Source organism: Shewanella sp. 4_MG-2023 (assembly GCF_030548015.1).
In the GTDB taxonomy this organism is placed as follows: Bacteria; Pseudomonadota; Gammaproteobacteria; order Enterobacterales; family Shewanellaceae; genus Shewanella.
Map to the genome: position 1 here is coordinate 39,894 of NZ_JAUORL010000018.1, position 23,886 is coordinate 63,779.

Annotated in this window: 22 protein-coding genes; 14 read left to right on the forward strand and 8 right to left on the reverse strand. The window is 43.4% G+C overall.

Annotation, left to right across the window (positions count from 1 at the left end):
- Window positions 1-88 precede the first annotated feature (88 nt).
- Window positions 89-2,698, reverse strand: coding sequence for an ATP-dependent helicase HrpB (gene hrpB, locus Q4546_RS11525; RefSeq protein WP_102475924.1), 2,610 nt, complete (start codon window positions 2,696-2,698; stop codon window positions 89-91).
- Between the two features lie 159 nt (window positions 2,699-2,857).
- Window positions 2,858-5,098, reverse strand: a complete 2,241-nt coding sequence (locus Q4546_RS11530; RefSeq protein ID WP_303446305.1) for an EAL domain-containing protein — start codon at window positions 5,096-5,098, stop codon at window positions 2,858-2,860.
- Between the two features lie 199 nt (window positions 5,099-5,297).
- Between Q4546_RS11530 and thpR the strand changes: the two genes are divergently transcribed.
- Window positions 5,298-5,849 (forward strand): RNA 2',3'-cyclic phosphodiesterase, encoded by a 552-nt coding sequence (gene thpR, locus Q4546_RS11535; protein ID WP_157937388.1) that lies wholly within the window; start codon window positions 5,298-5,300, stop codon window positions 5,847-5,849.
- A gap of 68 nt (window positions 5,850-5,917) precedes the next feature.
- On the opposite strand, the gene pepB is transcribed toward thpR, so the two are convergent.
- Entirely contained in the window at window positions 5,918-7,192 is a 1,275-nt protein-coding gene (gene pepB, locus Q4546_RS11540) for an aminopeptidase PepB (protein ID WP_102435724.1), read from the reverse strand.
- A 142-nt stretch (window positions 7,193-7,334) separates the two neighbouring features.
- Between pepB and sfsA the strand changes: the two genes are divergently transcribed.
- From sfsA to Q4546_RS11580, 8 genes are all read left to right on the forward strand, one after another.
- A complete protein-coding gene (sfsA, locus tag Q4546_RS11545; RefSeq protein WP_102435722.1) occupies window positions 7,335-8,039 on the forward strand; it encodes a DNA/RNA nuclease SfsA in 705 nt (234 codons plus the stop codon).
- A gap of 118 nt (window positions 8,040-8,157) precedes the next feature.
- Entirely contained in the window at window positions 8,158-8,601 is a 444-nt protein-coding gene (gene dksA / locus Q4546_RS11550; protein WP_102435720.1) for an RNA polymerase-binding protein DksA, read from the forward strand.
- A gap of 201 nt (window positions 8,602-8,802) precedes the next feature.
- On the forward strand, window positions 8,803-9,681 hold the full coding sequence (gene gluQRS, locus Q4546_RS11555) for a tRNA glutamyl-Q(34) synthetase GluQRS (RefSeq protein ID WP_102435718.1): 879 nt from the start codon (window positions 8,803-8,805) through the stop codon (window positions 9,679-9,681).
- A gap of 167 nt (window positions 9,682-9,848) precedes the next feature.
- Complete coding sequence (locus Q4546_RS11560; RefSeq protein WP_241901108.1) at window positions 9,849-11,186, forward strand: polynucleotide adenylyltransferase PcnB; 1,338 nt, start codon at window positions 9,849-9,851, stop codon at window positions 11,184-11,186.
- A gap of 2 nt (window positions 11,187-11,188) precedes the next feature.
- The gene (gene folK, locus Q4546_RS11565; RefSeq protein ID WP_102435714.1) at window positions 11,189-11,719 is read left to right on the forward strand and encodes a 2-amino-4-hydroxy-6-hydroxymethyldihydropteridine diphosphokinase; all 531 of its coding nucleotides are present in this window, start codon (window positions 11,189-11,191) and stop codon (window positions 11,717-11,719) included.
- A gap of 66 nt (window positions 11,720-11,785) precedes the next feature.
- A complete protein-coding gene (panB, locus tag Q4546_RS11570; RefSeq protein WP_102435750.1) occupies window positions 11,786-12,580 on the forward strand; it encodes a 3-methyl-2-oxobutanoate hydroxymethyltransferase in 795 nt (264 codons plus the stop codon).
- A 96-nt stretch (window positions 12,581-12,676) separates the two neighbouring features.
- A complete protein-coding gene (gene panC, locus Q4546_RS11575; protein WP_102475920.1) occupies window positions 12,677-13,522 on the forward strand; it encodes a pantoate--beta-alanine ligase in 846 nt (281 codons plus the stop codon).
- A gap of 630 nt (window positions 13,523-14,152) precedes the next feature.
- Window positions 14,153-14,689, forward strand: a complete 537-nt coding sequence (locus tag Q4546_RS11580; RefSeq protein WP_102475919.1) for a DUF4124 domain-containing protein — start codon at window positions 14,153-14,155, stop codon at window positions 14,687-14,689.
- 151 nt (window positions 14,690-14,840) lie between these two features.
- On the opposite strand, the gene Q4546_RS11585 is transcribed toward Q4546_RS11580, so the two are convergent.
- Window positions 14,841-15,038 carry a YheV family putative zinc ribbon protein gene (locus tag Q4546_RS11585; RefSeq protein ID WP_198589351.1) on the reverse strand — a complete coding sequence of 66 codons (198 nt, stop codon included), beginning with the start codon at window positions 15,036-15,038 and terminating at the stop codon, window positions 14,841-14,843.
- Between the two features lie 164 nt (window positions 15,039-15,202).
- Between Q4546_RS11585 and Q4546_RS11590 the strand changes: the two genes are divergently transcribed.
- Window positions 15,203-17,113, forward strand: coding sequence for an ABC transporter ATP-binding protein (locus Q4546_RS11590; protein WP_303446306.1), 1,911 nt, complete (start codon window positions 15,203-15,205; stop codon window positions 17,111-17,113).
- Window positions 17,114-17,144: 31 nt separating this feature from the next.
- Window positions 17,145-17,594 carry a TIGR02444 family protein gene (locus tag Q4546_RS11595; RefSeq protein WP_241901101.1) on the forward strand — a complete coding sequence of 150 codons (450 nt, stop codon included), beginning with the start codon at window positions 17,145-17,147 and terminating at the stop codon, window positions 17,592-17,594.
- A 31-nt stretch (window positions 17,595-17,625) separates the two neighbouring features.
- On the opposite strand, the gene Q4546_RS11600 is transcribed toward Q4546_RS11595, so the two are convergent.
- Both Q4546_RS11600 and Q4546_RS11605 read right to left on the reverse strand, forming a co-directional pair.
- Window positions 17,626-19,221, reverse strand: coding sequence for a GMC family oxidoreductase (locus Q4546_RS11600; RefSeq protein ID WP_102439911.1), 1,596 nt, complete (start codon window positions 19,219-19,221; stop codon window positions 17,626-17,628).
- A gap of 35 nt (window positions 19,222-19,256) precedes the next feature.
- On the reverse strand, window positions 19,257-19,757 hold the full coding sequence (locus Q4546_RS11605; protein ID WP_102520645.1) for a TAT leader-containing periplasmic protein: 501 nt from the start codon (window positions 19,755-19,757) through the stop codon (window positions 19,257-19,259).
- Window positions 19,758-19,855: 98 nt separating this feature from the next.
- Between Q4546_RS11605 and Q4546_RS11610 the strand changes: the two genes are divergently transcribed.
- The 3 genes from Q4546_RS11610 (at window position 19,856) to Q4546_RS11620 (ending at window position 22,144) form a co-directional block, all read left to right on the forward strand.
- Window positions 19,856-20,818 carry a hydrolase gene (locus Q4546_RS11610; protein WP_303446307.1) on the forward strand — a complete coding sequence of 321 codons (963 nt, stop codon included), beginning with the start codon at window positions 19,856-19,858 and terminating at the stop codon, window positions 20,816-20,818.
- A gap of 2 nt (window positions 20,819-20,820) precedes the next feature.
- Window positions 20,821-21,087: a YheU family protein gene (locus tag Q4546_RS11615; protein ID WP_102439914.1), complete on the forward strand. Its 267-nt coding sequence runs from the start codon at window positions 20,821-20,823 to the stop codon at window positions 21,085-21,087.
- Between the two features lie 148 nt (window positions 21,088-21,235).
- Complete coding sequence (locus tag Q4546_RS11620; RefSeq protein ID WP_102475917.1) at window positions 21,236-22,144, forward strand: phosphoribulokinase; 909 nt, start codon at window positions 21,236-21,238, stop codon at window positions 22,142-22,144.
- A 284-nt stretch (window positions 22,145-22,428) separates the two neighbouring features.
- On the opposite strand, the gene Q4546_RS11625 is transcribed toward Q4546_RS11620, so the two are convergent.
- Together Q4546_RS11625 and Q4546_RS11630 are read right to left on the reverse strand one after the other, a co-directional pair.
- Entirely contained in the window at window positions 22,429-22,860 is a 432-nt protein-coding gene (locus tag Q4546_RS11625) for a hypothetical protein (protein ID WP_102475916.1), read from the reverse strand.
- A 134-nt stretch (window positions 22,861-22,994) separates the two neighbouring features.
- Window positions 22,995-23,786: a tetratricopeptide repeat protein gene (locus tag Q4546_RS11630; RefSeq protein ID WP_102439961.1), complete on the reverse strand. Its 792-nt coding sequence runs from the start codon at window positions 23,784-23,786 to the stop codon at window positions 22,995-22,997.
- Window positions 23,787-23,886 lie beyond the last annotated feature (100 nt).

Here is a 23,886-nt window from a genome sequence, read left to right on the forward strand (position 1 = left end):
GCAGGCTTTTTCGCTACATTTTTTTTAGGCGCTTGAGGAGCCATCATCTTTGTCGTTTCTGTCATCTTTTTTTAATTCTTTATCGCCATTAGCAATTTAAGCCTGGCGTCTTCTTTTTAGTAAATTTAGTGGCGGTTGTATTAACCGGATCGTCAGGCCATAAATGGCGGGGATAACGGCCACGCATTTCTTTTTTTACTTCAATATATGGGCCTTGCCAAAAACTGGCTAAATCTGCGGTTACAGCAATAGGTCGCTGGGCTGGCGACAATAATTCCATGGTGACAGTGAGCTTACCATGAAGTAATAGCGGACTTTGTGATAAACCTAAAGCCTCTTGCAGGCGTACTTTTAATAGCGCTCTACCGCTGACGGCCTTATTGCTGTCGGCGGCATCATTTTCCATGCTTTGCTTATCACTATCGCTGCCATCGGCTTCACTTTCTACGGCCTGAGCAGCGACCACTTGATACTCAATCGGTGCTCGGGTGCCGGTAGCCATTTGCCAATGAGTGGGAAGCAATTCATTCAATGTTTGCTGTTGCTGCCATGTCAGCAGATTTTTCACATGGCCAAAGGTATCAAGTTTTTGTAATTTGGCAATGGAATTCACCTCAGCTAAATATGGCGCTAACCACCGCTCTAAGCTTGCTAGCAAGCTGGCATCATCAAGGTTTGGCCAATCATGTTGCGGCGCAAATTGCTGGGCTAACTTCAGTCGATATTGTAATTGCAAAAAACTTTCGCCCAAATCCAGCACAGTTAAGCCTTTAGCGCGGATGTGACTCAATAACGCTTGCTGGATTAATTTATTATCTACCTGAGTTTCTTGAGCGCGCTGTATAATAACCTCACCCACTCGGGTTTGCTTTTCAGCAAAAAAGCGCCCTTTGGTTTCATCCCACTGACAAATTTTAACCTCATGAGTTAAAAATTTAAGCTCTTGCTGGAAGTGCTCAGGGTTGATTGCCGCAGCAAGATAGACTCGTCCTGCATTGCGGCCTTGGGTTTCTTGAAAATCGGCCACCACTAACCAAGCTTGATTAGCCATAGCATCTTCAGCATCAATAGTAACCCCTGTGCCGTTACTGAGGGCAAAACCTAGTTTACCGCGGGCTTTGGCAATTCTGTCGGGGTATGCCAGCGCCAATAATAAACTAATATCACGACTGGCGGCGTCGCGAGCCACTTGCTTGATATCGCCTTTAGCAGATAGCGCCCGCTGCCATTTATTCACTTGGGTTGCCATTTGTCCTTGGGTCGCTAAACCCAGGTACTGACTGATATCAGCGCCTTTTTTAGGTAAGCCTCGTGCTTCGAGTATCGCAGCAAGTAAACATGCCAGTAACACTAAGTCGGCCTGTTGCTGGGATTTAGCAAGGGCTTGCGAAGTCAGCAACATGTGCGCTAAACGCGGGTGACAACCTAGCTCATAGGCCGCTTGGCCTTGAGCGGTGATTTTATGTTGCTCATCCACCAGCTCAAGCTTGGCGAGTAATTGCCACGCCACCTGTTGATGAATCGCTGGCGGCTTGGTTAATAGCGGTAAGGACTCAATATCACTCACGCCCCAATAGGCACAATCAAACGCCATTGACGTCAGCTCGCTTTGGGTGATTTCAGGCGCATCAGCCACCATCATTCGACTTTGTTCTTCTTGGCCCCACAATCTCACGCAGCAGCCTTTTTGTAAGCGCCCTGCACGGCCTGCACGCTGAATACTCGAGGCTTGGCTTATACGCCTTAACGATAATCGACTAACACCTGTGCGTGGGTTAAAGCTTGCCTCACGCTTATACCCACTGTCTATCACAATAGTGATGCCATCGATGGTTAAGCTCGACTCAGCAACATTAGTGGCAATGACGATTTTACGTTTGCCACTAGGGGCGGGAGAAATGGCTTTATCTTGCTCAGCAGGAGATAAATCACCGTATAAGGGACACAGTAAAAATTCATTTGGGTCTAGTCGCTGACTTAATAATCGCTGCAGTTGATTAATTTCCCCTTTGCCGGGTAAAAACACCAACACCGAGCCATGTTGGTAGTCGCTTGGGACTGTGTTGCTACTGCTGACACTGTCGATAACCACTTGGCTTAAATGACTTAGCCACTGCACTTGCCCCATTACCGGTCGGTAAAGCGTTTCAACATCAAAGCTTCGACCTTGGCTTACTAATGTGGCAGCGTCAGGCATTAATTGGCTTAAGGGTAAGCCCGATAGGGTTGCCGACATGGCAATAATTTTAAGATCTTCGCGCAGCGAGTCTTGCACTTCTAGCGCCAGCGCTAAACCCAGATCTGTGGGCAAATGACGCTCATGGATTTCATCGAAAATAATGACCTCTATGCCTTCAAGCTCTGGGTCTTGCTGGATCATCCGCGTTAAAATACCCTCTGTGACAATTTCTAAGCGGGTATTAGCCCCGACTCGGCTCTCACCTCTGACCCGATAGCCCACTCGCTCACCGACTTTTTCCCCTAGGGATTTAGCAATAAATTGCGCCACACTGCGAGCAGCAACCCGCCTTGGTTCCAGCATGAGGATTTTGCCGCTAATTTGCGGCCACTGCAGCATTGCCAGAGGTAGTGCGGTGGATTTACCGGCACCCGTGGGCGCTTCGAGGATAATTTGCGAATGATCGCCCAGCGCCTGTTGTAATGGCGCAAATAAGGCTTGAATAGGTAATGAGCTCAAAGGAGATACTTTAACGGCGAAAATCTGGCTTCAGTTTACTCATAAACGATTATTGATGCTACGGCTCTATGCAGATCGAAGCGGGGGCAGATTAAAGCATATGCAAATCGAAGCATGCACACATTGACAATTAACGACTGAAACGAAAAAGCTAATCGCCTATAAATCGATTAACCACGGCGTTCTGATCCCTGAGGATAAATCCTGCAAGCGGGTAGGTTTTCCAATCGCGTAGCCTTGGCCATAGCTAACACCAAGCTGTTTTAATTGCCGCCCAATGTCAGCGCTTTCAACAAATTCGCCTATCACTTCAAAGTCCATATCTTTACCCAGCTGGCAAATAGCCGAGACAATGGCTTTATCACTGCGGTCGTCACAGACATTAACCACAAACTGACCGTCAATTTTGACATAGTCCACATCTAAGCATTTCAAATAAGCAAAACTTGAAAAGCCCGATCCGAAATCGTCCAAAGCCAGCTTACAACCTAAAGGTTTTAATAGCTCAATCAAGGCGGTGGCCTGTTCGAGTTGACTAATAGCGGCGGTTTCGGTGATTTCAAAACACAACTTAGACACCAGTTCGGGCTCAACCATCAAGCGTATTTCTAACCAGTCCATAAACTTGCTATCGGATAATGACAGCGCTGACAAATTTAGCGACACCATTGATAATTGTGACCAAATTTCGCTATTGCGTGCGCCCCACTTTAAAAGGTTGTCGATAACCCAGCTATCAATTTTTGATGCTAGGTTATAGCGCTCTGCTGCAGGTAAAAACACCCCTGGTGATACAAAACGGCCATCCTCTTGCACCATGCGCAATAAGATTTCCATGTGAATGCCACGCTCGTCAGAATTTAGCGGTTCTATGAGTTGATAAAATAATTCAAACTGATTAAGCGCCAGTGCCGAGACGATATCAACGGAGGCCAGCATTTGATTATATAAATGATGTACTTGGGGATCGTTTTTACTGTAAAAATGCCAGCGATTACGGCCATCTTCTTTGGCGATACGACACGCCGCATCTGCCTGACTCATAATGCGGTAAATGTCTTCTGACTTCGCATCCAGTTGAGTCATACCCATACTAACGCCAATATTATGGCTGACTTCGCCCCAAATAAATTCATGTTCGGATAATTGCTGGCAAATGCGGTTGCCCACTTGCTCGGCTGACTCTTTATCCGCTTGGAACATTAAAATGCCAAATTCATCGCCGCCTAAACGGGCAACGACATCGCCATGACGCAGTAAGTAGCTCAGACGCTTAGACACCTGACGTAACAATTCATCCCCAGCTTGATGACCACTGATATCATTAACCACTTGAAATTGATCAAGATCCATAAAGGCAACACACACAGGCAAGCGATCTTTATGCTCAATTAATTCTTCAAGCATTGCCTCAAACTGTAACCGATTCGGCAGACCTGTGAGCGGATCATAGTTGGATTGAAATGACAGCTCATCGGCTAAACGATAGCGTTCTGACACATCTTCAATCATCATCAATAATTGCTGCTCTATGTCTAATGCGCGGCAAAAGCTAAGTTTATACCAGTGAGTCACACCCGCTTTAACCAGTGGAACTTCACACCATGACTGATGCAGTGCTCCATCTCTGACAATGTGTAGGCAATCATCCAACAATATGTGGTCATCTGCATTGATTAATGAATATAAACTTTGATTACTGATTGACGGAAAAATTTGGCTAGCCACTTGATTTTGACTGCTAATACAGTTGTCCTTATCAATGAGCGAACAGGCTACCGGCAGTTGCTGAAAAAGCTCAAGGTATTGGGCTTCTTTGTTTGTTAATAATTGCGATACGCGAGCCAGCTCAGCTTCAGATGCCAGCTTTAGGCTAGCCTCGTTAAGCTTTGTCATAGGACAATTGACACCATCCGAGGCCTCAAGTTGCCAATTTAATTGATATTTTAGTGGTAAAAAAATCAACCTGGTATTGCCTATTTGCACCGCTTCACTCAAAGAGAGTGAAAACACCTCGGACCGTGACTGAACAAAATCAGTTATTTGACGCTGCAAAAGACTTGTTGTAGCATTGATATCAGCATTATCTTGTGCGAGTAATTGTTCACATAAATCAGGCAAGGCAGCGAGTGATTGGCCTATTCGTGCGTTATTAGGTTGGCGCTGAAGATGCTGTTGAAATTGATCTTGATGCTGATAAGCTTGCAACGCCTTGACATGGTAAACTTTACCACTGGTTAGACTTTCAGTTGTTTGGGATAGTAAAACCACGATTTCATCGACGCCTAATTGCAGTTGCAATGCATCAATCTCAGCCATAACCTTATCACAGCACAGGTAGTGATTTAATTCAGCAGACTGCGGGCTAGCCCATACTGATTTCAGTTCACTATTGCTCATTCAATGACTCATTCATTCGCAGCATTTTTGCTGTCATTATACAGTATCCCTCTAAACGGAGCTTCACTGGTCTTGCTGTTAATTTACCTAACCGTAAACTGTTGCCGTCGATTAAGCTAACATGTCTTTGACGATAAACGTCATAATAATAAAAAATAATGCTAACAACAGATAAGGATCAATGGCGTTAAGGAGACCCATGACTAAAAATCACCATAAACGTTGTTTTATTGCCATTGCATTATCAGAGTCAAACCGCACTCAATTGAGCCAATATCAGCAGCAATTAATGCCGCATCTGAGTATACAGGTTAGCGCTGTTAAGCGGGAGAACTTACATCTAACCGCTGCATTTTTAGGCAAAATTAGTTCTGATCAGATGCTGCAGATTGATCGGTATATCACCGAGCAGCATTTCAGCGCTTTTGAACAACCACTGCAACAACTTGCTTACTGGCCTAAAGCGAAAGTCTTGTGCATTCAGGGTGATGCCGAAAAAGCGTTGGCGCATATTGCCCACAGCTTAAAATTAATGACATCACACTTAAACCTTTATCAAACTCAGCATGAATTTAGACCCCATATCAGCTTATTTAGAGCTGTGTCAGAGCCTGCAGCCCTTATAGATAAGTTACCTGCACTCACTGAAGCTATAAACACAAAAGCCCGCCATTTAACCCTCTATGAATCCATTAGCAGTACTCAAGGGCTTATATATAAACCACTGCAACAGTGGCCTTTACAGCCATAACGAAAAAAAGCTGCCTAGGCAGCTTTCGTTTCTCGAATCTATAGCTAAAACCTGAAGAGTTATAGGCTTTATCGCTCTAACATTGCCGCGATGGTCAATACTCCATGAGCTGTTGCGCCAGCGCTCCATAATGGCGTAGCCGATGATGCATATGCACCAGCTAAATCCATGTGCAACCAGTTAACTTCTGGGCTCACAAAGCGCCATAAGAAGCCTGCTGCATTTGACGCACCGCCTGCACCGCCGCCTTTCATTGCGCGACTATTGGCGGTATCTGCATAAGGTGAAGGGCACATATCTTTATGCCAAGTATCCAATGGCAATGGCCAGACATTTTCAGCAACAGTGGCCGCTTTTTGTTGTGCTAATTGCAAGGTTTCCATTTGCGGTGAAAATATCGCATTGTAATTATTGCCCACAGCCATAATCGCCGCACCTGTCAGTGTTGCCGCATCAATAATTAATTCTGCTCCAGTATCTGATGCTGCTTGCAGCCCGTCAGCTAACACTAAACGCCCTTCAGCATCGGTGTTAACCACTTCAACGGTAACGCCATTTTTATAAGTTAAGATGTCACCTAACTTGTAAGCATGGCCACTGATGAGGTTTTCGGCGCAACACAGAAACAATTTAACCCGCTTATTCAGACCGGCTTTCATGGCTAGACCCAGCGCTGCTGTCACTGTTGCCGCGCCGCCCATATCGCATTTCATATCCAGCATGCCTTCTGAAGGCTTAATGCTGTAACCGCCAGAGTCAAAGGTAATGCCCTTGCCCACAAGAGCGGTGGATACTTTGGCATCGGCTGCGAGTGGATTAAAATCAAGCACTAGCATCGCTGGCGGACGCTCACTGCCACGGCCAACCGCATGTAAACCAATCCATTGTTTTTCGAGTAATTCTTGGCCTTCAAAAATATCAAAACTGACCTTGTCGCCACCAATGTCTTTGAGCCAGTTTGCTGCGTGCTCGGCAAGAATAACCGGAGACAATTCTTCAGGGGTTTCGTTAACTAATTTGCGCGCGAAACTTGCCGCTTCAAAGCGATGAGATAAAGTGGCTTGAGTGCTCACGTCACCACACCAGAGTACTTCAAATGGGCCTTTGGCCGTGGTAAAACCTTGAGAAAAAGCCCATTGCGAATCAAGGCTCCATAACTCACCGTCAAGCTGCACCTTGCTAATACCCTGACTACGAATTTTTCTAGCCGCCATTTGTACTTGACGTAATTCATCTGCTGCAGATAAATGGATCAGCGCTTGATGGCCTTGAAAGCTCACATCTGCTTTACCCCAAAGGCTCTGTGGCGCTTCTCGTGTTAGGGTAATCGTCATAATTTCCATTGTAATGTCCTTGTTATGCTTGCGTTGTAACTTAGATAACCAATAAGCTAAGTGTACTGTAAATCACTAAATGAACGTGACTAATTCAGCATCATTTAGTAAAAATAATTGTTAATAAATAATTTTAGGAGCATTCTTTTTAATGGACTTTAGCCCTCCCTTACAACAAGGTACTTTATTGAGGCGTTACAAACGTTTTCTGGCCGATGTGCAACTTGATGATGGTAGCGAAATCACCATTCACTGCCCCAATACTGGTTCGATGAAAAACTGTTTGTTTCCCGGTGAAACAGTTTGGTTTTCCAGCTCAGATAACCCCAAAAGAAAATACCCAAATACTTGGGAGCTCAGTGCCACCCCCGACAATCATTTAATTGGCATTAATACCGGCCGCGCCAATGCATTAGCCGAAGAGGCGATTAGTAATGGTGTCATTACTGAACTTAGCGGTTATGCATCACTAAAAAGAGAAGTGAAATATGGTGATGAAAATAGTCGTATCGACATTTTACTCAGTGATGAAACTAAACCTTTATGTTACGTTGAGATAAAGAGCTGTACATTATTAGAGCAAGCAGTAGGCTACTTTCCTGACTCAGTTACCACTCGTGGACAAAAGCATTTGCGTGAGTTAATGCATATGGCTAGTCTAGGTCACAGAGCGGTATTACTTTTTGTCGTCCAACATAGCGGCATTAATCTCGTTCAAGCTGCTGCGCATATCGATCCACAATATGCACAATTATTAAAGCAAGCAGTTAACAGTGGGGTTGAAGTGTTAGCATATCAAACCGAACTGTCGGCGCTATCCAGCAAAATTACTCGTAAGTGCAAAGTCATTGTTTAGTTCAAAAAAGTATAACTTACTAATCAAATAATTTGCCACGCTCTAGTGTTTCTGCTATAGATAGCGGCCATAAATTTTAGACGCACATAAAATCACTAATTATTACAGGAGATGCGTTATGCCTGAAGGCACCAAAAAACTTGGCGTACTCGCTATCGCAGGTGTAGAACCTTACCAGGAGAAAGCTGGCGAGGAGTATATGGGTGAAGAGCAACGCTCTCATTTTAAGATCATCTTAGACGCTTGGCGTAATCAGTTACGCGAAGAAGTTGATCGCACCTTGAACCATATGCAAGATGAAGCTGCTAATTTTCCAGATCCTGTTGACCGTGCAGCTCAAGAAGAAGAATTTAGCTTAGAGCTTCGAGCACGCGACAGAGAACGTAAGCTGATCAAGAAAATTGAAAAAACACTACAAAAAATTGAAGAAGACGATTTCGGTTTCTGTGATTCATGTGGTGTTGAAATCGGTATTCGCCGTTTAGAAGCACGTCCAACAGCTGATCAATGTATCGATTGTAAGACGCTTGCAGAAATAAAAGAAAGACAAATGGCTGGCTAATATAGCCCATACATTTGTCACACAGCAAAACTGCTAGCTTGCTATTTATGAGGCGGGGCAGTATTGATACCAAAAGGCGAGATTATTCTCGCCTTTTGTATTTTTTGATTTTTACTTTTAGGATTAACAGAACTTGTTTATCGGCTATGGCATAAAAGCAGTAACCTTTTATGTCGACACCAATAAATCGAGGCAAAAGCTATGTCGCTGAACTCATCCGCTTATATTGGTCGCTTTGCTCCGTCCCCATCTGGCCCGTTACATTTTGGCTCCCTTATTGCAGCCCTTGGCAGTTACCTGCGGGCAAAACAGCAACAGGGTAAATGGCTCGTCAGGATTGAAGATATAGATCCACCAAGAGAAGTGGCTGGTGCAAGCAGTGATATATTGACCACCTTAGAGGCTTATGGCCTGCATTGGGATGATACTGAGCTATTTCAAAGCCATCGGCTTGATATCTATCAGCAGCATATTGAGCAGCTCTTAAAAGAAGATCTTAGCTATTTTTGCCATTGCACTCGAAAAAAAATTCAACAAATGGGCGGCGTTTATGACAGCCGCTGTGGTCAGCTACGCCCTCGATTAACCCAAGGCGCCGTTCGTATCAGAAATAGCGCCCAGGTTGAACATTTTACTGATTTAGTGATGGGAAGTGTCACGGTAAAGCACAGCTTTGCGGCTGAAGACTTTATCATCAAACGCAGTGATGGCCTTTACGCCTATCAATTAGCTGTGGTGTTAGATGATGCCTTTCAACAGATCACTGAAATAGTCAGAGGCTGCGATCTACTGGAAACCAGCTGCCGCCAAATAAGCATGAATAATATTTTGGGCTTTAACTCCCCCAATTGGCTGCATCTACCTTTAGCCTGCACCAAGCCAGGGTTTAAATTATCAAAGCAAAATTATGCTAATGCCATTGATCGAAAACGTCCCCAAGCCAGCATCAATGCCGCATTGCGCTTTCTTGGGCAACAACAAGTTGATATTGATGATGTCGATGTCATGCTAAAACAGGCCGCAGAGCAATTTGCGATTAGCCAAATTCCACAACTATCTGAGATTCTGATTGAGCAGTGATATACTCATTCAGTAACATTTGGTATATCATAGCCGCCAGATTTTTAACCATTTAATAATGTCGTTCGAGGTGTATTATTTTTCGCCGTATAAGTCAATTCTGCAAACAGCTGTTTGAAGACAATAAAACCACTCCTGTCATTGAGCCACAAAGCCAAGATGACGGCCTGCGTTTGGACATTGTCACCAGAGATGCCCATACTATTTCTCGACGCCAAATAAGTGAAAATGCGTTAAAAGTACTCTATAGACTCAGTAAATCTGGCTATAAAGCTTACCTAGTTGGCGGTGGTGTTCGTGACATTCTATTAGGTATGGAGCCGAAAGATTTTGATGTCGTCACCAATGCGACCCCTGAAGAAATTAAAAAGCTCTTTAGAAACTCACGCTTAGTGGGCCGCAGATTTAGATTGGCACACATTGTTTTTGGCCGTGATGTTATCGAAGTCGCCACCTTCCGTGGTCATCACAATGAAAATGATGACAAAATTTCCAAATCCAATGCTGAAGGTCGTCTACTTCGTGACAATGTCTACGGTGAAATAGATGAAGACGCTGAACGTCGCGACTTTACTATTAACGCCCTGTATTACGACATTAGCGACTACTCTATCCACAGCTACGGCGGTGGTATTCATGATATCGATGCTAGAGTCATCAAGCTGATTGGCGATCCTGAAACTCGTTACCGTGAAGATCCGGTGCGGATGTTACGTGCGGTGCGCTTTGCTACCAAACTGGATATGACCATTGAGCCGGTAACGGCTGCGCCAATAAAAGAATTAGCGCCATTATTAAAAGATATCCCTGCAGCGCGTATGTACGAAGAAGTGCTAAAGTTATTTTTTGCTGGCAAAGCAGAAGCTAACTACAACATGATGCAAGATTTTGGTTTATTTGCGCCGCTATTTCCGCAAATTGCTGCGTTAATCAAAGAGCAACCCAGTGGCAATACCGCTAAAATGCTAACGGCAGTTATGGCCAGTACCGACTTACGCGTCAGCCAAGATAAACCGGTAACGCCCGCCTTCTTTTATGCGGCATTATTGTGGTATCCACTCAAGCAACGTGCTGATGATATTGCCTTAGAAAGTGGCTTAAGTCATTACGATGCTCATGTTGCCGCTATGGGTGATGTGATGGAGCAGCAATGTCGCACCATTAGCATTCCACGCCGCTTCAGTACTCCAGCAAAAGATATTTGGCAGCTACAATTGCGTCTAGAACGTAGCCAAGGCACCCGTGCCTTCAAATTATTAGAGCACCCTAAATTCCGCGCTGCTTATGATTTATTATTACTGCGCGGCGAAGCCGAAGCGGGCAATATTGGTAAAATTGCCAATTGGTGGCAGTCATTTGTTGAAGCCGATGAGCAACAACGTACTGATATCGCCAAAAGCGGTAACAAGAATGGCCCAAGCAGAAATCGTAACGCCCAGCAGCGTAAACGTAGACGCCCTAATAAGCCTAAGCCAGCTCCAAAGCCTGCTAATACTCAAGAATAACAATGAGTCATAAACCACTTAAGGTTCACACTAGGGCGACCAAAGCCGCTGAAAAGGCAACAAGGGTATTTGTTGCCCTTGGCGCTAACCTTGAAAACCCAGAGCAGCAATTAGATAATGCAGTTACTGCAATAAAAAGCTTAGGGCAAGATCATCATATAAAGGTCTCTCATTATTATCGCTCACGACCAATGGGCGATGTAAAGCAACCTGACTATGTCAATGCCGTAGTTAGCTTTAGCACCACTCTTAGCCCTATCGATTTACTTGATGCCCTTCAGGCCATTGAGAATGAGCAAGGTAGAGTGAGAGATTTGCGCTGGGGACCAAGAACATTAGATCTCGATATTTTATTATATGGCGAGCTAATGGTTGATTTACCGAGATTAACAGTCCCCCATTACGGCATGAAACAACGCAGTTTTGTGCTAATACCACTGGCAGATATTGCTGCCGATTTAGTGCTACCATGTAACACTAAATTACAACACCTTATTACCACTGAAATGCGAGCTGAGTTAATTCAAATTTAACCCATTGTAATGGTAGCTCAGAGTGTATTTCCATTATTTGAATATGATTTCTTTGCAGAGTTTATTATGTCAAAAGTCACTAGCTCAACCCTGATAAAATTCAAACAAGAAGGTAAAAAATTTACCGCCCTTACCGCTTATGATGCCAGCTTTGCCGGCGCATTTGATAGCGAAGGTGTCGATGTGCTTCTTGTTGGCGACTCCTTAGGCATGGTGCTCCAAGGCCACAATGACACCTTACCTGTGACCGTTGATGACATTGCTTATCACACCGCCAGCGTCAGCCGCGGTTGTAAACGCGCCCTACTTATCGCAGATATGCCTTTTATGAGTTACGCCACACCGGAACAAACCATGCGCAATGCCAGCACCCTAATGCAAGCAGGTGCAACCATGGTAAAAATGGAAGGTGGTGAATGGCTACTTGAAAGCGTTAAAATGCTCACTGAACGCGGTATTCCTGTCTGTGCTCACCTTGGGTTAACTCCGCAATCAGTACACGTATTTGGTGGCTTTAAAATTCAGGGCCGAGAAGAAGATAAAGCCCAACGTATGATTGATGATGCCAAAGCTTTAGAAGCCGCTGGCGCGCAATTATTAGTAGTTGAATGCATTCCAACTGCACTCGCGAAAAAAATCTCTGAAGCGCTTACCATACCGGTAATTGGTATTGGTGCAGGTCCTGATACTGATGGCCAAATTTTGGTCATGCATGATGTACTGGGGATCTCCAGTGGTTACATTCCAAAGTTTTCTAAAAACTACCTCAAGCAAACTGGCGAAATACGCGCGGCAATAAGAGCCTATATCGAAGAAGTTGCCAATGGCAGTTTCCCTGCTGATGAACACTCATTTAATTAATAGTGAACCAATTAATTAATAGTGAACCAATTAATTAATAATGAACCAATTAATTAAATCGATAGATATTTTGGATAAATAGTTTAGGTAAAAATGATGATCACCACCGCGAATATTGCTGAGATTAGAAAGCAAGTAAAGCAATGGCATATGCAAGGTGAAACCGTTGCGTTTGTGCCAACCATGGGCAATTTACACCAAGGTCACATTAGATTAGTTACTGAAGCGCTTAAAAGAGCCGATCATGTGGTGGTGTCTATTTTTGTTAATCCAATGCAGTTTGGACAACATGAAGATTTAGCAGCTTACCCGCGCACCCTAGCAGATGATCAGAATGCACTGATTAATGCGGGTGCAGAGCTACTATTCACACCGACACCAGAGATTATTTACCCTAAAGGCTTAGAGAATCAGACCTTTGTTGAAGTACCTAAAATAGGCGAAGAGTTTTGCGGCGCCAGTCGTCCCGGACACTTCCGCGGTGTGGCAACCATAGTTTGTAAACTATTTAATATTGTTCAAGCGGATATCGCCCTATTTGGTCGTAAAGATTATCAACAGTTGATGGTCATCACCGCCATGGTTGAAGACTTATCTCTGCCTATCGACATCATCGGCATCGACACTGTTCGAGAAGCATCAGGGCTCGCTATGAGCTCTAGAAATGGCTATTTATCTGCCCAGCAAAAAATCCAAGCCACAAGCATAAAGAAGGTAATGGATTATGTTGCCGCTCAAGTGACCGCTGGAGAAACCATTGAGCTAGCCATTGAAGTAGCTAAACAACAGCTCATTGATGCAGGTTTTAAAATGGACTTTTTAGCGGTAAGAAACGCAGCGACTTTAGCCCCAGTGACAGCTGAAGATAACCATTTTGTTATACTTGTCGCGGCCTATCTGGGCAATACTCGCCTAATCGACAATCTAACTTTTAGTCGTTAAACCATTGGCTTGTTCGTTAGTAAGACTTAGAAGAGAATTCACTAAGTCTTACTAGTCTAATTGCTGACTCTGATTATGATTATGATTTTTAATCCAAATAGATAGTTATTTTGAAATTCGCTTTACTGCCCTTTTTAGCCAATATTCGCCTAATCGACAACCTGAGTTTTAGCCGTTAAGTCATTCGCTAGTTGGCTTGTTCGATAGTAATACTTAGAAGAGGATTCACTAAGCCTTACGATCGTAATTGCTAAATCAGAAACATATCATCACTTTGTAATACTTATTACTGAATTTTGGCGAAAACCTCACCGAATCAATAACCTTACTTTTAGTCGTTAAGCCATTCGCCATTGACAGTGTAAGACTTAACCCAATGTCCACTAAGTATTACAAATTTATAGTGATTTTTTACTATTACATTATAAAACCAGCGTCAAAAAACTGGCATTCTCACCAAAATTAAGCCATAGTTAAAAAGTATGCTAAAGCATTACAGCAATAACCGACTATAATAATTAACAACCAGCGGAACTCAATGGATATTGAGCCTCCAAGCGGTAACCTTCTGATATAAACCCAACACCTAAGTTGATACGATATCGGTTAGACAAAAGGATCTGTGGCCGCATGCCAAGTAGACTATTACAAACATTCATTTTGCTAGCGTTGATTGCAAGCCCTATCGCATCAGCCAATGGCATTTATAAGTGCATGAAAGATGAACGCGTCGTCTTTAGTCAAACTGTCTGCCCGAAAGAGTATCGTCAGCACAAAATCGAATTTCAATTAGGGATCACTACCGAAATCGACTCTGATAAAGTTGTCCTTAAAGAAGACCCGCTCAAAGCCCTACTGAAGAAAAAAACCATTTCAAAAGAGAAGTTAATTCAGCTGCTTGATAGTGAAGTGTATCGATTGAAGCAAGAAAACAGCTACTTCGAAATTCTGCGCGCCAGTGAAATCCAAAAACTTGATCGTAATCGCTATTGGCATAAAAAAGAAAAAGATGACCCTGATTACATTAAAGATTTGAAAGAAATCAATTCACGCTTTGACGAGCTTATGAGCAATAATCGTCAAGTTATCATCGTATTAACTGATCATAAAAAGAAAATCATCGAAGAAAGTGATGCGCCAACATCACTGGCACAAAAAGAAGGCTAGCCGCGACTAAAAGTGATTTTTAGTCGCTTTCATTTTAGCTAAGTACTGATTATCGACCTCACCAGCTAGCCTCAACTTAAACAGCCAGTATCAACTTAAACACTAGGCCAAACTCAATATTCTTGAGAAGCAAAGCCAGTTACTCCAGCCGCTAATCTGGCTTAAATACTCCGATCATATTGCCATTGGCTTTTTCAGCCACTTTAGCTTCCGTTTGTTGCTCTCGGTAATCACAATCAGTACATTCCACAGTTTCAATACCATTTTCTTTGAATAATACGATACTGTCTTGGGCGTGACATTTAGGACATTTTGCTCCTGCAACGAAGCGCTTTTTAATTTTTGGCATAATGTTGTTATTTTTCTAATGTAATTGTGCAATTCCTGTGACGCTATTTTGCCATGATTTCAGCCAAAGCGTCTCACTATTTCACAGAAATAAAATGTCATTCAGCATTGGGATACGTTATTATCACTGCACTTTACGTATTCACTCCAATCAAGTTGCTATTCATGATCAACATCAGCCAAGCTCAGCTCATTCGCGGAACTAAAACCTTACTCGATGATGCCAACCTTACCGTTTACCCGGGCCATAAAGTGGGACTGGTCGGGGCCAATGGAACCGGAAAATCAACCCTGTTAGCGTTGATTTTGGGGCAGTTACAACTTGACAAGGGTGAGTTTAGCCTTCCTGCTGGTTGGAAAATAGCCACTGTAGCCCAAGAAACGCCTGCGCTAGAGGTGTCTGCACTGGAATATGTGCTTGATGGTGATAGTGAATTTCGAGAGCTTGAAGTTCAATTAAACAAAGCTCAAGATGAAGATGACGGCCATAAAATTGCCCTCATCCACGGTAAAATTGATGCGATTGGCGGCTATGCGATTAAATCTCGCGCCGGCTCATTGTTGGCAGGCCTAGGCTTTAGCGAAGCGGAGCAAAGCAATCCTGTAAAGAGCTTTTCAGGTGGTTGGCGAATGCGACTCAACCTTGCTCAAGCACTGTTGTGCCGCTCAGACTTACTGCTGCTGGATGAGCCCACCAACCATTTAGATTTAGACACCATGTACTGGCTAGAAGGCTGGATTAAGGCCTATCAAGGTACCCTGATCTTAATCAGCCATGACCGCGATTTTATTGATGGTATCGTGGATGAAATTGTTCACGTTGAACATACTAAGCTTAATTACTACAAAGGCAACTACAGCTCCTTTGAGCGGATCCGCGCCGAACGTATGGCGCAGCAGCAAGTGGCCTATGAGCGTCAACAAAAAGAACGGGCACATATGCAGAGCTTTGTTGACCGCTTCCGCTACAAAGCCAGTAAAGCTAAACAAGCCCAAAGCCGCTTAAAAGCGCTGGAGAAAATGGCTAACTTACTGCCATCCCATGCAGACAGCCCATTTCACATGGCATTTCGTGAGCCTGAAGCCTTGCCTAACCCATTAGTGACTATGGAGAAAGTCTCTATTGGCTATGATGATAAAACCATCCTTAGCGAAGTGGAGCTTAACTTAGTACCAGGTGCACGTATTGGCTTGCTGGGCCGAAATGGCGCGGGTAAATCAACCTTAATTAAGTTGCTATCGGGTCAATTACAACCCAAAACGGGTAGATACCAACCTAATCCAGGAATGAATATTGGTTATTTTGCTCAGCATCAAATTGAATTTTTAAGTCTTGATGATACCCCGTTACAGCACATGGTGCGATTAGCGCCTAACGCAAAAGAGCTAGAACTTAGAAACTTTCTCGGCGGTTTTGGTTTTAATGGCGATATGGCACTTGCCCCCGTTAGACCGTTCTCTGGTGGCGAAAAAGCGCGCTTAGTGTTGGCGCTATTAGTTTGGCAGCGTCCTAACGTACTGTTACTCGATGAGCCCACCAACCACTTGGATTTAGAAATGCGTCACGCATTGACCATGGCGCTGCAAACATTTGAAGGTGCGATGGTGATTGTGTCACATGATCGACATCTTTTACGTTTAAGCTGTAGCGATTACTACTTAGTAGACCAAGGCGCTGTTAAACCATTCCAAGGTGATTTAGATGACTATCATCAATGGTTATTAGATGCGGCTAAAGCGGCTCAGTCCAATAGCAGTAAAGATAGCTCGGCAACTCCAAGTATTGATAAAAAGCAGCAAAAACGCATTGAAGCAGAGCTAAGACAAAAAGTATCGCCACTGCGTAAAAAACAAATAAAGTTAGAAACTGAGCAACAAAAAATCACTGCCAGATTAGCAGAATTAGAAATAGAGTTAGCTGATGGTTCACTTTATGAAGCTGAAAATAAAGCTAAAATGACCAAAGTACTCAATGAAAGAACCACGCTCACCCAATCAATGGACGAAAGTGAAATGAACTGGTTTGAGCTACAAGAAGAAATTGAAATCATCGAACAAGAGTTTGGTATCGGTTAATTCATAATGCAGATAACAAGGGATAGGATCAGTGCAGCAGTTTAATTCATTACTATGGCGAGAATGTGAAAGCCAATACGCTATTGAACCTAAGCGCTACATCAGCCTTCAGGATGCTTACCAAGTGAATGTTAACATGCTGCTACTGGCGCAATACCTTGATAAAAAAGGCTATCTACTGCCCTTAGTCCAATGGCAAGCGTTAGCGGCTACCATAAACGATTGGGACACCAAGGTCGTTAACCCTTATCGCACCTTGCGCCGTTTAGCGAAAGAGCATATTAAAGCTAATGAATATCAGCAGATGCTCGACATTGAGTTAATGCTGGAACGTAAATCCCAGCAAATGCTACTAACAAAACTCAACACTGTTACCCCAGAGATTAAAGCGAATCAGCATTGCGCAAATGAAAATACCGATAACTACTTATCATTATTCGGGATTAACCATGATGATTTTAAAAATTTACACGCAATTTAATACCGCTGCAGACTAACAAAATCACATAGCATTAAACCTTAACTGACGGCTTTAAACGCTCTGCCAATAAGGTCGCATTTCGGGCCACAATCGCGTAAATCGATAGCTGCGGATTAGCACCTAAACTAGTTGGAAACATGGAGCCATCCATAACTGACAAGTTTTCAAAATAATGGGAGCTCCCCTCACTATTGACCATCGATAGGGTTTTATCTTCTCCCATAGCGCAACCGCCCATTACATGGGCAGAGGCTACAATGGTTTTTAATAAACCAATATCCATAGTGGCAATGGTTTGCTTGGCTTGTTGCCAGTTAAGCTGCTTGCCAACACCATCATTAATGGGCAACACGGCATTAGCACCTGCAGCAAATTGCAGCTCTGCCATAGTGGCAAACGCCCTTCTCGCCGCATCCCAAAAAGGTTTTTGTAGCGGATAATCTAACGCAAAGCCGGTATCAGTTAAGCGTACTTGCCCACCTGGAGACTGAGCCGAATAGCCATCACGCACTAAGGCAATCATCACCTGTAAATTGTTAAACTGGGTCATTAACTCGGCATGACTACGACCATAACCAATGGTTTTTGATGCGATTAATACTGGATGGATCGGGGGCACTTCTAATTTATAACCCAGCTCTCCAGCAGCGCCATCACGCCATACAAATTCATCGGAATATATCGATTGCGGCGCGCCGCTATGACCATCAATTTGCTTATCAAAAATGCTGCCTGATAACAAAGTAGGATGAAGAAAAGTTTTACCTAAAAGCTGATAAGGATCTGGGGTATTAGCACGCATTAAAATCGTCGGCGTATGAAGAGCACCCGCACTAAGAATATAGTGCTTCGCCTTAAAAGTCAGAGTCGCGCCATGGCCTGAAGCAAGAGGCGCTCTGGCGGTTAAACCAGTCACTTTATCGGCTTTATGCTGTAGATCAGTAATTTTAGCGTTTGATATTAACTGAGCGCCTTGCTCTAAGGCACTCGGTATGGTGGTGACCAGCATAGACTGCTTAGCGTTGACCGGGCACCCCATACCGCAATAACCTGTATTCCAGCAACCTTTAACATTACGTTTGATCACCGTATATTCCCAACCGAGTTTTTCACAGCCTTCTTTTAAGGCCGCATTATTACGGTTAGGTTGAAATTGCCACTCGCTGATATTTAGCCGCGTTTCCATTTTTTCAAACCATGGCAATAAGCTTTCTGACGATAGGCCTTTAACTGACTTTTCTTGGGCCCAAAATGCTAAGGCTTGCTCAGGTGTACGAATTGAGGTGGTCCAATTAACCGTCGTTGAGCCGCCCACACTGCGACCTTGAAAAATACCAATACCTTTGTCAGCGGTTTTCATCGCTGCTGCTTGCTGATATAGATCAGGGTAAGCACGGCGCTCTTCCATATTAAAATCACTGGACGATTTAAGTGGTCCAGCTTCAACCATGATGACCTTAAGACCCGCTTGAGTGAGGATTTCAGCTGCCGTTCCGCCCCCCGCGCCCGTGCCGACAATCACTACGTCTGCTTCAAAATGCTGATCGTTTTCAAGTTTACTCGCATCAATATGTTGCCAGCCGGCTTTTAAACCTTCTGTAATGGGGTCAATAATATTAGCGGCCACGTCTCACTCCTAAACACGGTTTACATCAAAGAAAATTAGACTGTCAAAAAAGTGGGTTTAGCGTAATGTAACCGTCCCCAATGCTCTGGGCAGGCATAATAACTGGATAGCACTAATTCCCGTAAGCCAAGATAGGCAGTTTGCAGCATTTGCAGAAAATGATGGCGCCACTCTTCTAGCATCAACACTAACTCATCAGCAGAGCGAAGCATCAATGGCGTCAGGCTACTCGTTAGCAGCAATAAACCCATCCGGCTCTCAAGTAGATTTAATAGCTGATTAATCTCGCTTTTTTGATCATCAGGCAGCACACTGATGGTTTGATTAATCGCGACTATGGTACGATTAATAAAGGCTTCGCGATAATTAGCAACTTCTGGCAAAGTGCCATCCATAAAAATAGGGATTAGCACATTAAAAAGTAAACGATGATTTTCATCAGGATGATCGGTAATGTCTGGGGTGTATAAACTCACACCCAAGGCCAGCGCAGCGGTACCGGTAAAGGCGCCAGCCAAAAAGGTTCTTCGTTTCATAGTTATCCCTTGCTGCAAACATCTGTGATAAAGTGGTCGCTAACAACATTTAAACATACGTTTGAACATTCACAAACTATTGCACTATACATACCCTTATGAAAAAGATTTTCACTCCACCATGGTGGGCAGTAAGTCCTCATATTCAAACGATTTTACCTGTTTTATTTAAGGTGGCCAAACCAGACACCCACAGACAGCGCCAAGAGCTGACTGACGGTGATTTTATTGATTTGGATTGGTTAGGCAAGCCGCAAAATGGCCAGCCAATTTTAGTGATCCTCCATGGACTTGAAGGCAGTAGTGAATCACACTACGTCAGGCGTATGCTACAAACCGCCCAAAACCATGGCTTATGCGCTGTTGTCCATCATCACCGTAGTTGCTCAGGCGAGCCAAATCGGTTAGCCAGAAGTTACCATAGTGGCGACACCGAAGATATTCACTTTACCCTAACTCAGTTACATCAGCAGTACCCAGAATCACCACTGTATGCCGTCGGCTACAGCCTAGGCGGCAATGTACTGGCAAAATATCAAGGTGAACAAGGCGAGCAAAGCTTGCTAGAAAAAACCATAATTGTTTCAGCGCCTTTGTGGCTCGCAGCCTGTGCTAAAAAATTAGAAAAGGGCTTTTCAAAAGTTTATCAGCAGCATTTAATAAAGCAACTGCAAGCCAAAATGCACAGCAAAGTACTGCAAACCAATTTGGTTGAGAAAATGCCCGTCACTGAAGCGCAAATTCAGCAATTAAGCACCTTTTATTTATTCGATGATAAAGTGACGGCTCCTTTACACGGTTTTGCTGACGTTAATGATTACTACCAAAGAGCCAGTGGTAAGCCTTTTTTAAAAAATGTCAGCAAGTCGACCTTAGTTATCCATGCTCAAGACGATCCTTTCATGACCGATGATGTCATTCCTGCGGCAGTAGAATTATCAGAACATGTGGAATACGAGTTACACCCTAAGGGCGGCCATGTTGGCTTTATCAGCGGCGGCGTTCCTTGGAAGCCACGTTTTTACCTTGAATCAAGAATTATCCATTTTTTAAAGAGCTAATTATGCTTATTCCTTATGATGCCTTGCTACAACTGCCACCAGCAACATTAGACAATTTAATTAAAGAGTACTTGTTTACCCAAATTGAAGATGGCTCTTTTGGCCAAACCGATGACGCTCAGTTACAAAATGCCATAAATCAATGTAAACAAGCTTTAAAACAAGGCGAACTCATCGTTGAATTTAGCGAAGAAGATGAATCCATTGCCATTAGACAAAAACAGCAGATCATTCATCCAAACAGTGATGACAAAGAGCCATTCTTTTAATGCAAGATTGACCTAACCCGTTTCAAGCCGTATAAATAAAGTCTGTTTTTCTTCAGGTTGAAACATGTGAATGTGAATGACTAACGGATTATAAAATACTGAATTGTCATCATAATTAACTTCTTCACGTTTGATCTAGGTAGGATAAATGTCTATTAAACACCCCATTATTGCTGTTACTGGCTCATCTGGCGCAGGCACAACAACAACGACCACAGCATTTACTCATATCTTCCGCCAGCTGGGCATTAATGCAGCGTTTATTGAAGGGGATAGTTTCCATAACTTCACCCGTGCAGAGATGGAAGTATTAATTCGAAAATCACAGGCTGAAAATAACAACCTCAGTTACTTTGGCCCTGAAGCCAATAATTTCGTCAAACTTGAAGAGTGCTTTAAAAGCTATGCCGAAACAGGCCAAGGCCAAACCCGTAGCTACTTACATACTTTTGATGAAGCGGTGCCATTTAACCAAATGCCCGGCACATTTACCCAGTGGCACCCATTACCTGAAAAAACCGATATGCTGTATTACGAGGGTTTGCATGGCGGCGTCGTCACTGAAGATGCTGATGTTGCCAAGCACGTAGATTTATTGATTGGTATGGTGCCCATTGTCAATTTAGAGTGGATTCAAAAAATTATTCGCGATACCTCAGACAGAGGCCATAGCCGTGAAAAAGTCATGGGCTCGATTGTGCGCAGTATGGATGATTATATTAAGCATATGACGCCACAATTTTCTCGCACCCATATCAACTTTCAACGAGTTCCTACAGTTGATACCTCCAATCCATTTAGCGCTAAAGACATCCCCAGCTTAGACGAAAGTTTTGTGGTGATCCGCTTTAGAGATATTGACAATGTTGATTTTCCTTATTACTTAAGAATGATTGACGGCTCGTTTATGTCACGCATCAATACTTTAGTCGTGCCTGGTGGCAAGATGTCATTAGCAATGGAGTTAATATTAACCCCACTGATTAAAGATATTATGCAGAAAAAAGCAGCTGCCGATGAAGTACAACAGCTCGATGATGCTAGCCCAGCAGAATAAGCAACGACTAATACAAGTAATACAAGTAATACAAGTAAACTTGGCAGGTTAAGCTTAATTTAAGCCTAAACCATTATCATTCTCGCTGTCGGGACTTCAGGCGAAAGAACGATAGTTGATGTGCTCTTGGGTGTTAATTCCCCCTTATTTATCTGTTAGCGCACTTGGGCATATCAGCAAACCTGCTTCTATTATTCGCTGTTCCTGTCACTTGCTCTTTGAAGCGCCCTTATAAGCCGCGTTCAATTAAGACTAAAACCATTTCAACTCGCCCTGTTAAACCGTTAATTTAACGAGACCAGTAAGCGTTTTATCTCAGCCCGAACCAAATCAATTTTAGCGGTAATCTCCATACTTGCAGCTTCGCTCTCTAGCATCTGTTGCCATTGTTCTGACCAAACCAAGGTTAAATTTTGTGCTTTAAGCCTGACTTGATCATTGGTTAATGAACTTAAATCTTCAATTAAGCCCACTTTGACCCATCCCACCCTAGGGTTACCTAATTCAGTATCATTATCGTAATGCGCCGCATAGACCAATTGCTCTAATTGCGCTAGCTCTAGCAGCATTTCAAAACTTGCTGTTCTAACATTGCTATTATGCTCTGTTATCTCCATACGCCAGACGTTATATGAGAATCCCATTAGCGAAAACAGTAAGCTAAATATCACCGTAAGCTGATAGAGCTTTAATTTATTATCTACAATTCCATTCATTGTGATCGCCTAGTCGTGATGAATAAACTGACTCTAATCATCAGCTAATAATAGCTATGATTTGTCCACGCGCACTAAAATTTAGCCACAAAAAAACGGCCTTGTTGGCCGTTTCAATTCAAACAAAACATTGCTTAATTCATTAATGGAATGATTTCACGATAAGCCCTGCCTTGCTGATATTGTTCAAGTCGCATGATAAATTCATCGCTCTGGGCAACTTCTGGGTTTTGCTTTAATGCTTCAATGGCTTTTTGTTGGGTATCAACAGCCAGTTCAAACTCACCCATTTCGGCATAAGCAGCAGCAAGGTTATCTAAGTTGGTCGGATCGTTAGCGTTACTTTCAAGCAATTGCAGTGCAAGCTGCACCGCTTTTGACCCATTACGATACTCTTCTTCAGGGCAGGTCGCTAAAATCCACGCCACATTCCCCAGCGCAATTTCGTCACCTGCTTGGGTGAATTGCTCTAAAGCTTTGCCGCAACTGCGGGTTACACCATCGCCACCAGCAGAGTAAATAAAGCCTAATCGAAAGTGAGCTCGTGGATCGCCATGCTTAGCTAAAGACTGGTACCATTTTTCTGCTACCGCTAAATCCCGCGGTAATAACTTTCCTTCAAAGGTTAAATCTGCCAAAGTTTGCTGCGCTTTAATATGATCTTGTAGCGCCGCTTGCTCGACCCAATAAATGCCTTGATCAATATCTTGGTCGACAAATCGCCCCGCTAAACTCATTAGCCCTAATAAAAATTGTGCGTCGGCATTGCCTTCCGCCGCCCGCAATTGGATATGAACTAATTTACTAGCCGCTTGAGATGCTTTCGATTGAGGAATTGAAAAGGCACTGACTGGCGCACTGACACTCGTCAATAAACCTAATGAGCAGGCTAAGCCAACACTTAATAATTTCTGCGAATATTTCAAACTAACCTCGTACTGCAGCGATTCAACTTTGATAATCAAATTAACAATAACCACCAATGGGGATTTTTACAATAAACCAATCCCTATTAATCATAATAAA

Coding starts and splice junctions, on each gene's coding strand:
- Q4546_RS11605 (WP_102520645.1), bottom strand. CDS start 19,757: ATGAAACGAAGAACCTTTTTGGCTGGCGCCTTTACCGGTACCGCTGCG.
- Q4546_RS11580 (WP_102475919.1), top strand. CDS start 14,153: ATGCCAAGTAGACTATTACAAACATTCATTTTGCTAGCGTTGATTGCA.
- panB (WP_102435750.1), top strand. CDS start 11,786: ATGTCAAAAGTCACTAGCTCAACCCTGATAAAATTCAAACAAGAAGGT.
- folK (WP_102435714.1), top strand. CDS start 11,189: ATGAGTCATAAACCACTTAAGGTTCACACTAGGGCGACCAAAGCCGCT.
- dksA (WP_102435720.1), top strand. CDS start 8,158: ATGCCTGAAGGCACCAAAAAACTTGGCGTACTCGCTATCGCAGGTGTA.
- Q4546_RS11610 (WP_303446307.1), top strand. CDS start 19,856: ATGAAAAAGATTTTCACTCCACCATGGTGGGCAGTAAGTCCTCATATT.
- panC (WP_102475920.1), top strand. CDS start 12,677: ATGATCACCACCGCGAATATTGCTGAGATTAGAAAGCAAGTAAAGCAA.
- Q4546_RS11615 (WP_102439914.1), top strand. CDS start 20,821: ATGCTTATTCCTTATGATGCCTTGCTACAACTGCCACCAGCAACATTA.
- Q4546_RS11625 (WP_102475916.1), bottom strand. CDS start 22,860: ATGAATGGAATTGTAGATAATAAATTAAAGCTCTATCAGCTTACGGTG.
- gluQRS (WP_102435718.1), top strand. CDS start 8,803: ATGTCGCTGAACTCATCCGCTTATATTGGTCGCTTTGCTCCGTCCCCA.
- Q4546_RS11585 (WP_198589351.1), bottom strand. CDS start 15,038: ATGCCAAAAATTAAAAAGCGCTTCGTTGCAGGAGCAAAATGTCCTAAA.
- Q4546_RS11620 (WP_102475917.1), top strand. CDS start 21,236: ATGTCTATTAAACACCCCATTATTGCTGTTACTGGCTCATCTGGCGCA.
- thpR (WP_157937388.1), top strand. CDS start 5,298: ATGACTAAAAATCACCATAAACGTTGTTTTATTGCCATTGCATTATCA.
- Q4546_RS11590 (WP_303446306.1), top strand. CDS start 15,203: ATGATCAACATCAGCCAAGCTCAGCTCATTCGCGGAACTAAAACCTTA.
- sfsA (WP_102435722.1), top strand. CDS start 7,335: ATGGACTTTAGCCCTCCCTTACAACAAGGTACTTTATTGAGGCGTTAC.
- pepB (WP_102435724.1), bottom strand. CDS start 7,192: ATGGAAATTATGACGATTACCCTAACACGAGAAGCGCCACAGAGCCTT.
- Q4546_RS11530 (WP_303446305.1), bottom strand. CDS start 5,098: ATGAGCAATAGTGAACTGAAATCAGTATGGGCTAGCCCGCAGTCTGCT.